The following is an 8,995-nucleotide window of genomic DNA, read 5'->3' as shown; positions in this document are numbered from 1 at the left end:
CTGCAGGGTTCCCAATGATACGAAACAGCCTCACTTTCTTACAATAGATTTTGGGATCTGTAAAAATGATAAAGGAGAAATCGAACCTCAATAAATAGAATTACAGGCTTTTCCTTCTTTATATGCTTTTCAGAAAGTATTTGAAGAAACCTTTTGTGAAGTATATCCTTTCCTGGATGAGATCAAAAATAAAATACCTCCTGAAGAATTTAAGAACTATCTGAAAGAGGTGATCATGGGTGATGAAAATCCTGAAAATGTAATTCTCCTGGAAATTTATCCCGAAAAGCAAAAAACAGCTATTGATTTTGTTTTCACTGAGAAATTTTTAGGAATAAAAACAGTCTGCTTAACTAAAGTAAAAAAAGAAGGCAGAAAGCTATATTACGAAAATAATGGAAGTCTGGTTGAGATCAAAAGAATCTATAACCGGGTTATTTTTGATGAGCTGGACAGAATTCCTGATCTGGTTACTGAATTTGATTTCCGTGAGGATATTGATGTCAAATGGATTACCCACCCGCATTGGTTCTTTAAGGTTTCCAAATTCCTTTTACCACTGCTGAAACACCAGTTTATCCCTAAAAGCTATTTTTTGCATGAATTCCCGGAACATGAAAATCTGGAAAACTTTGTGTTAAAGCCTTTATTTTCATTTGCAGGAAGCGGAGTTAATTTAAATCCGACCAGAGAGATTACTGAAGAGATTCAAGATAAGGAAAACTATATCCTGCAAAGAAAAGTAAACTATGAACCTATCTTTAAAGATATCAACGGTGAATTTTCAAAAGCAGAAATCCGTATGCTATATGTATGGAGAGAAAATGACGATCGCCCTATATTGCTGGAAAACCTTGGAAGAATGACGAAAGCAGCCATGGTGAATGTGGACTTCAACAAGAAAGATGCGATCTGGATCGGCAGTTCCAATGCTTTTTTTGGAAAAGAATAATAAATGCTTTGAATCCGCCTCAGCCTAATACCTAAAATACCAATCAATCATTACGGTAAGAGCTATGCTAAACAGAGTCCAAACATCTCAATCAAAAAAAAGCCTCCGAAAATCGGAGGCTTTTTATCTTAAATTTTATCGTCTTCCTGCAGCTCTCTCGCCTGATATTCCTGAACCAGATCAATAGCATTAGAGATCACATCACTTAAAGCAGTAATAAAGGTACCTTCTTCAGCCATGCTTATGGCATGCTTCAGCGCTTCAATTTCCTTTGGAATGATTTCATAGCTTACATCTCTTCCCGAAGACTGCATTCCTTCAATGATCAATCCATTGATTTCTTCTTCCGTTCTTCCACGGAGATGCTTTTCATTCCTGATAATGATATAGTCGAACATTCTTCCCGCTATTTTACCACATTCTCTGATGTCTTCGTCTCTTCTGTCTCCAACACCGGAAATAATTCCTATTTTTTTGCTGGCTTCCACATTTTTCAGGTAATCTTCAATGGCTTCATATCCGGCGGGATTATGAGCAAAATCAATCAATACTTTAAAGTTTTTAAATTTAAAGATATTCAACCTTCCGGGGGTAAGCTGCGCACTTGGAATAAAGGTTCTCAGCGAGTTGGAGATATCTTCGATTTCAAACCCATGAAGATAACATGCCAGGCTTGCAGCCAAAACATTCTGAATCATGAATTTAGCTTTTCCTTCCATCGTGATCGGGAAATCTTTGGCTTTTCCGATTCTAATTTTCCAATCCCCTTTTTTAATGGTTACAAAACCTTCTTCATACACACACGTTATTTTTCCTTCTTTTGCAAATCTTTTGATGTGGGTGTTATTTTCATCCATACTGAAAATCGCCACATTACAATCCAGATCGTTAACTATTCTCATGGAGTATTCATCATCCGCATTCATCACGCTCCACCCGCTCTTCTTTACGCTGTCCAGAACCACTCTTTTTACTTTGGTAAGGTCTTTCAGATTGTGAATATCATTCATTCCCAAATGATCTTCCTTGATATTCGTTAAAACCCCGATATCACATTGAGAGAATCCTAATCCTGAGCGTAAAATTCCCCCTCTTGCTGTTTCCAATACGGCAAATTCTACTGTTGGATCTTTTAAGATAAACTCTGCGGAAAGAGGTCCGGTGGTATCGCCTTTAGACAACATGGTATTTTGAATATAAATACCATCGGAAGTCGTGAAACCCACTCTGTAGCCATTGCTTTTAACAATATGGGAAATCAGCCTTGTTGTAGTTGTTTTTCCGTTCGTTCCTGTGACGGCAATAATTGGAATAGTAAATGGTTTTCCCGGCGGATAGAGCATATCTACCACAGGAGCAGCTACGTTTCTAGGCAATCCCTCACTCGGGGCAAGATGCATTCTGAATCCGGGAGCTGCATTGACTTCAATAATGGCTCCCCCGCTCTCTTTCAAAGGCTGGGTAAGATTTTCCGCCATGATATCAATTCCGCAGACATCCAATCCTATAATTTTAGAAATTCTTTCCGCCATGGTGATATTCTCAGGGTGAACCATATCGGTTACATCAATTGAAGTTCCTCCTGTCGAAAGGTTGGCTGTGGATTTCAAATAAACCACTTCTCCTTTTTGAGGAACCGTTTCAAGCGTATACTGAAGTTTTTCAAGAAGTTCTGTGGTATCCTTATCCACTTCAATTTCTGTCAGCACATTTTCATGTCCGTATCCTCTTCTTGGGTCTTTGTTTTCCTTATCAATCAGCTGCTGTAGGTTCAGTTCGCCATCTCCTACTACATGAGCGGGAACTCTTCTCGCTGCAGCTACCATTTTATTATTGATCACCAGTACCCTGAAATCATATCCGGTAATGTATTTTTCAACAATTACTTTTCTGGAATATTTCTGAGCATGCTGGAGTCCTATTTTTGAGGCTTCCCAATCGTTGACATTAATGGAAGTCCCTTTTCCGTGGTTTCCATCCAAAGGTTTGAGAACAATAGGATACCCTATTTTTCTGATCACCCTGTCGAGATCCTCTTCATCTACCACTAACTCACCTATTGGAACAGGAACAGCGGCATCGTGAAGCATTTTTTTCGTTAATTCTTTATTACAGGCAATATCAACAGCAATAGAGCTTGTTTTCCCTGTAATCGTAGCCTGAAATCTCTGCTGATTAACCCCATATCCCAGCTGTACCAGAGAATTGGTTCCTAATCTGATCCACGGAATTCTTCTGGAAACGGCTTCCTCTACAATACTTCCCGTAGAAGGGCCTAAACGTACTCTTTCCCTGATCTCTTTCAGCCTCTGAATACAAGCATTCAGATCATATTCTTTATTCTCAATTAAAGCCTCAGCAATTTTTACGGCTTGTTCTGCAGCATAAATACCTGCGTTTTCTTCCAAATAATTAAATACCACATTATAAACTCCGGGAGTCTTGGTTTCGCGTGTTCTTCCGAAGCCAACATCCATTCCGGCTAATGTTTGGATTTCCAAGGCTATATGCTCAATAACATGCCCCATCCAGGTTCCGGTTTCCACTCTGTGAAAAAAACCACCTTCTACTCCTTCTGAACATCTGTGGGTAACTAAAGATGGAATCAATAATTCTATCCTTTTTCTGAAACCTTCAATTTTATTGGTGGGGAAATTTTCCATTTCTTCAAGATCCAACCTCATCTGTATCAGCTTCTTCCTTCTTATGCTCCAAATATTGGGGCCGCGTAAAGCCTGTATCTTCTCAATTTTCATAGTCAATTTGCATTTTTCCTGATTAATAATACTTTCTTCTAAAATCAAATATAGTACAAAAGCTTAAACAAAACTATAGAGAGGTTAAAGATTTGCAAAAAACAGAGAATTTTCATTACTGATTCTAAAATACTCAGAATCAATTTAAATAAGGTTGATATTGGGTTCACAGTAAATTATTTTTTTAAATTTGCATACTATGATGAAACCCGTTGGAAAATTAATTGTTATCGGAGGAGCTGTAAACAAAGGAAGCTTCACGGAAACTGATTTTGATCAGAATATTGAAAAAAATCTGAACTTTTTTGAAAGAGGTATTTTAAGAAAGATCATTAACGAATCTAAACATAAGGAAAATTCCGTAATTGAAGTGGTTACTACGGCCTCTCAAATCCCACAAATTGTAGGTACAGAATATAAAAAAGCCTTTGAATTTCTTGGTGCCAAAAACGTCAATATCCTTGATATCCACAATCGTGAAGAAGCCAATTCCGATGCAATGGTGGCAAGAGCCAATGCTGCAGACGTAGTGATGTTCACCGGTGGAGACCAGCTCAGGCTTACCTCTATTCTTGGAGGCACAAGATTTCATGATACGATTTTATTGAAATATCAGGAGCAGGATTTTATCTATTCCGGAACTTCTGCCGGAGCTGCTGCCGCTTCTGAAAATATGATTTACCAGGGAAGCAGCTCAGAAGCTTTGCTGAAAGGGGAAATCAAAACTACACAAGGTTTAGGGCTCATCGATAATGTGATTATTGATACACATTTCGTACAAAGAGGAAGAATCGGCCGTCTTTTTCAGGCAGTAGTAAACAATCCGAGAACGTTGGGAATTGGTTTAGGAGAAGATACGGGTCTTTTCATTCATAATGATGTGATGACTGCGGTAGGTTCCGGACTTGTAATCATTGTGGACGGAAGATTTATTAAAGATACCAACCTAACGAACATCAACTTGGGGGAGCCTATTTCTATTGATAATTTAACGGTGCATGTGATGTCTATGAATGATCATTATGATCTTACGACTAGAGCATTGACGATTGAGAATTCGCAGTTCAATCCTATTCCTCAAGACAGATAAGATGGCGAGTTTTATATATCTAAACAACTCGAATCCCGAATCCCGAAAAATTAAACAATGAAAATAATCATCCACGGTGGATTTTTCTCTGAAAGTGATCAGAGCCATGAAGTAAAGGTGGCCAAGCAAAATTCTTTACAAAAAATAGCTCAACAGGCTTTTGAATATCTTCAGTCTCATTCCGCTTTTGATACGGTAGCATATGCCGTCTCTCTTTTAGAAGATGATGAGCTGTACAATGCCGGAACAGGCTCCCAGATCCAGAGTGACGGGGTCATCCGTATGAGTGCAGCAATTATGGATGGAGAAACCCAAAAACTGAGTGGTGTTATCAATATACAGGACGTCAAGAACCCAATTTTTGTTGCTAAAGAGCTGATAAAAGAAGATGACAGGGTTTTAGGCGGAAACGGAGCTAAAAAATATGCTTCAGAACATGGTTTTGAGAATTTTTCAACGGAAATACCGCAACGAAGAAAAGAATATGAAGCTAAATTGAATAATGGCGGAAAAGGAACGGTAGGCTGTGTTGCCATTGATAAAAACGGAAAATTAGCCGTAGCAACTTCTACAGGTGGAAAAGGTTTTGAAATTCCGGGAAGAATCTCTGATTCCGCCACTGTGGCCGGGAATTATGCTAATTCTTTTTGCGCAGTAAGCTGTACCGGCGTAGGCGAAGATATTGTGAGCAATGCCACTGCCACCAAAATCGTAACACGGGTTAGTGATGGAATGAGCTTAGCAGATGCTTTTCATAAAACTTTTGAGGAATTAAAAGCTATTGACGGATTTGCGGGTGCCATTGCCATAGACAAAGAAGGCAATATATATCATCAGGACTCCTATCCTACCATGGTTTTTGCGAGCTTCGACGGAAAAAACTTTGAAGTATTCCAATAATTTAACATTAATTTATAATTCCGGTTATTTTTTTGGCACGTATTTTACATGATATTCTATAACAAATTTTAATATTAATAATTAAAAAATAGAAATCATGGGAAATAAAACGAACGGCTTATTGGCTTTATTAGGTTTAGGTGCATTAGCATATTGGAAATATAAAAAATCAACTCCTGAACAGCAGCAGGCGGTAAAAGATAAGATCAATACGGCGAAAGATAATCTTAACAAATGGGGAAATGATCTTAAAAGCAAAGCCAATGAAGTAGCTTCTCAGGTTCAGAACAAAGTTGATGAAGTAAAAACAAAGACTGAAGATTCTATTCATTAAGATTTAGTTTTTTTTAACATTCATATATTGAAAAGTCATCATATTAGCACGTTATGATGACTTTTTTTGTGCCGTTAATGCATAGACCATCGGGATTTTATTTCCCAAATGAGGTATCCTCCATTTTCCTTTCTCGAATTCATCCACATGCCTGAAGCAAGGATAAGGCGACCAGTCAAATTCCCTGAACTCTTTTAATTCAAGGTCTTTTTTAAGCAGATTCTGAATAACATCAGCCAATGAATGATTCCACATCACATATTCCTGGACAATGTCTGCAGAAAAATCGGCATAGGTTCCTTCATAGGTCTCTATTATAGGTTTTTCATTGAAATAATTATAGGCCACTTGTTTGAAATCGTCATCAAACATCCATACTACGGGATGGAACTCCGCCATAATGAATTGTCCTCCCGGTTTCAAAAAATGATTGATCACACCGCCCCATTTTTCCAGATCCGGAAGCCATCCTATTGTACCATAACTGGTAAAAACCAAATCAAATTTCTGATCTAAAACATGGGAAAGATTATATACATCCGAACAGATAAATTCCGTATCGGCATGGCATTGTTGAGCAAGATCTTTTGCTGCTTCAATTGCTTTATCTGACAAATCTATGCCTGTGACTTTAGCCCCTAATCTTGACATTGAAATGGTGTCCTGCCCAAAATGGCATTGAAGATGTAAAATGTTTTTTCCTTTTATATTCCCCAAAAGCTCAAGTTCAATAGAGTTAAGTGAACTTCTTCCCTTTAAAAATTCATCTACAAAATAGAAATCTGATTTCAGATGGGGCTCTACTTTGGCGTTCCAAGATTTTCTGTTAATATCAAGATAGTTTTCCATAACATTTTAACTGCATAAAGTCCTTACAATTAAACCATTACATTTTCTCAAGCAATTTTCTCTTTTGTTCCTGAAATTCTTCTTCCGTTAAGACGCCACTTTCTTTTAGCCTTCCCAGTTGCTCCAGTTGATCTAAAACGGTAGGTTCCGTTTTCAATTGAAAGTATTCTTTAGGGCGGGACATAAAGTCTCTTACTTTTTCGCAGAACAATTCCGCTTCATATTTTCCTACACCATCAATTTCAACAATATTTCCTGAGATATGAACATCTATGGAAGCCAGCATGAATTCAGTTTCATATTGTATGGAAGTTACTTTATCATAAGAAAAATCCTCTACTTTCAAACCATACAAAAATTCTTTATCCAGAAAAATTAACCTTCGGTCTGTAGCCACCAAAAGAATATGATGGTTGGATGTTTTATTTCTGCCTTCTACCAGGTACACGATTTTTTCATCGGCTGAAAGTACATTGGGTAATTCACGAATTTCCTTTCTGGCGAAGAAAGTGGGATTGATATCTAATTTTTCAAGCTCATCCCTGATTTCATCAAGTTTTGATTTTTCTCTCATTGGTATAAGGTAGAGGGTTAACTATTAGTTTTTATTCAATATGTCATCTTTTACAAATCAGACCAACGTCAACAGGTATCCCAGTAATGATCCGGCCAGAACAATAAAAGCACTATTTATTTTTTGATACCCAAATGTAATAATAATACTTATAACAGCAATAACAATGGTTCGCCAATCAATAACAGCTTCTTTCCCCATTGCAAAACAAACGGAAATTATGATAGCCACTGTTGCCACATTCACGGCATCCAAAAAAACTGAGAACAGCCTGGAGCTTCTCATTTTTTTTACCAATGGGTTAAGGAAGGCCACGAATAAAAATGAAGGAAGAAAAACCCCAATAGTGGAAACAGCTGCTCCCCACCAACCATTAATTTGATATCCTATAAAAGTTACAGATGAAAAAACAGGTCCCGGTGTAAATTGCCCTACTGCAATAGCATCAACAAGCTGTTGCCTTGATAAAATACCTTTGGCAACCAATTCTGCGTCAAGAAATGCAAATAAGACGTATCCACTCCCATATAGAATAGCTCCGATCTTAAGGAAGATAAAGAACAACTTCAGGTTGGTAACAGATCCCGGACCTTGTTCCTGTAAAGATATCAGGGTGATCGGAATAAAATTCTTTAAGTCATTAGAGTTTTTACTTCTTATTAGGTACAAAATAATGGCCAGAAAGCCGGCTCCAAATAACAATATGATTTCATTATATCCGAACAGAGAACCTATTAGAACCAAAAGTCCTAAAACAGCCAATTCCGCCGTTTTTACAGATTTTTTGGCTAACGGAAAAATGGCTCCCAGAATTATAGCAATAATAGCCGGCTTTATTCCGTAAACAAAAGGCTGTACCTCAGGAAGCTGGCTATATTGTTTATATAGCCATGCAAAAACAGCGGTAATAAAAACAGCGGGTAAAATAAAACAGAGTCCTGCAACAAGCAATCCTTTCCAGCCTGCTTTTTCCCGGCCGATGTGAATAGCCATTTCTGTACTGTTGGGGCCCGGAATCAGGTTCGTAGCACCCAGCAAATCCAGAAAATGTTGCTGAGACATCCATTTTCTTTTGTTTACCACTTCTTCCTGCATCATGGCAATATGTGCTGCAGGACCTCCAAAACCTATGATTCCCAGTTTCAAAAAAAGTTTGGCGATTTCTTTCAAACCCATTATTGTACTTTTTAAAGTGATATTCCGAATGCAATTACTCTTTAACTTTTAGAATATGGATTCTACTCCGAGTTTTTTCTGAAAATAACAATGGAAGAATAAAGAGAATACAATTCCCAGCCTAATGATTCATGTAACCGTCTGCCTTTTTCTGTTACTACCAGAAAATTATTGAAAACGCCTTCTGAGCGTCCTGTTTATTCTGTACTAAATATTTAATACCCCGGACTTGTTTCTACAATTAAGGTTTTAGGTAAAAGCTGTTTTAGTTTTTTAACATTTTCCGGGGAGATTCTATTCCCTGCTATAGATAAAAGTTCTAATTTTTTCAGCTTTTCAATTCCTGCCGGTAAATCTTCCAATT

The 8,995-nt window shown here is 37.6% G+C and carries 8 protein-coding genes; 4 read left to right on the top strand and 4 right to left on the bottom strand.

Features of this window, described 5'->3' with window-relative positions; all coding sequences use genetic code 11:
* Window positions 1–235 precede the first annotated feature (235 nt).
* A complete protein-coding gene (locus ACGHIN_RS15695) occupies window positions 236–952 on the top strand; it encodes a hypothetical protein (protein WP_390455617.1) in 717 nt (238 codons plus the stop codon).
* Window positions 953–1,080: 128 nt separating this feature from the next.
* On the opposite strand, the gene cphA is transcribed toward ACGHIN_RS15695, so the two are convergent.
* Window positions 1,081–3,708, bottom strand: a complete 2,628-nt coding sequence (cphA, locus tag ACGHIN_RS15690; protein WP_390455614.1) for a cyanophycin synthetase — start codon at window positions 3,706–3,708, stop codon at window positions 1,081–1,083.
* A gap of 202 nt (window positions 3,709–3,910) precedes the next feature.
* Here cphA and ACGHIN_RS15685 point away from each other — a divergent pair, with 202 nt between their 5' ends.
* The 3 genes from ACGHIN_RS15685 to ACGHIN_RS15675 all read left to right on the top strand — a co-directional run bounded on the left by ACGHIN_RS15685 (window position 3,911) and on the right by ACGHIN_RS15675 (window position 6,032).
* The gene (locus tag ACGHIN_RS15685; protein ID WP_121461064.1) at window positions 3,911–4,798 is read left to right on the top strand and encodes a cyanophycinase; all 888 of its coding nucleotides are present in this window, start codon (window positions 3,911–3,913) and stop codon (window positions 4,796–4,798) included.
* Window positions 4,799–4,855: 57 nt separating this feature from the next.
* Complete coding sequence (locus tag ACGHIN_RS15680) at window positions 4,856–5,698, top strand: isoaspartyl peptidase/L-asparaginase (RefSeq protein ID WP_390455611.1); 843 nt, start codon at window positions 4,856–4,858, stop codon at window positions 5,696–5,698.
* A 97-nt stretch (window positions 5,699–5,795) separates the two neighbouring features.
* The gene (locus ACGHIN_RS15675; RefSeq protein ID WP_390455608.1) at window positions 5,796–6,032 is read left to right on the top strand and encodes a YtxH domain-containing protein; all 237 of its coding nucleotides are present in this window, start codon (window positions 5,796–5,798) and stop codon (window positions 6,030–6,032) included.
* A 51-nt stretch (window positions 6,033–6,083) separates the two neighbouring features.
* On the opposite strand, the gene ACGHIN_RS15670 is transcribed toward ACGHIN_RS15675, so the two are convergent.
* From ACGHIN_RS15670 to chrA, 3 genes are read right to left on the bottom strand one after another with little or no spacing between them, the layout of a single operon-like run.
* Entirely contained in the window at window positions 6,084–6,881 is a 798-nt protein-coding gene (locus ACGHIN_RS15670; protein WP_390455605.1) for a class I SAM-dependent methyltransferase, read from the bottom strand.
* A gap of 37 nt (window positions 6,882–6,918) precedes the next feature.
* On the bottom strand, window positions 6,919–7,455 hold the full coding sequence (locus ACGHIN_RS15665) for a PH domain-containing protein (RefSeq protein WP_390455602.1): 537 nt from the start codon (window positions 7,453–7,455) through the stop codon (window positions 6,919–6,921).
* A 57-nt stretch (window positions 7,456–7,512) separates the two neighbouring features.
* Window positions 7,513–8,631 (bottom strand): chromate efflux transporter, encoded by a 1,119-nt coding sequence (gene chrA, locus ACGHIN_RS15660; RefSeq protein ID WP_390455599.1) that lies wholly within the window; start codon window positions 8,629–8,631, stop codon window positions 7,513–7,515.
* Window positions 8,632–8,995: the final 364 nt, after the last annotated feature.

Origin of the sequence: Chryseobacterium barbadense (assembly GCF_042849955.1) — a bacterium.
GTDB lineage: Bacteria > Bacteroidota > Bacteroidia > Flavobacteriales > Weeksellaceae > Chryseobacterium.
The sequence above is the reverse complement of the archived record's forward strand: the minus strand, read 5'-3'. Positions and strand labels throughout refer to the sequence as shown.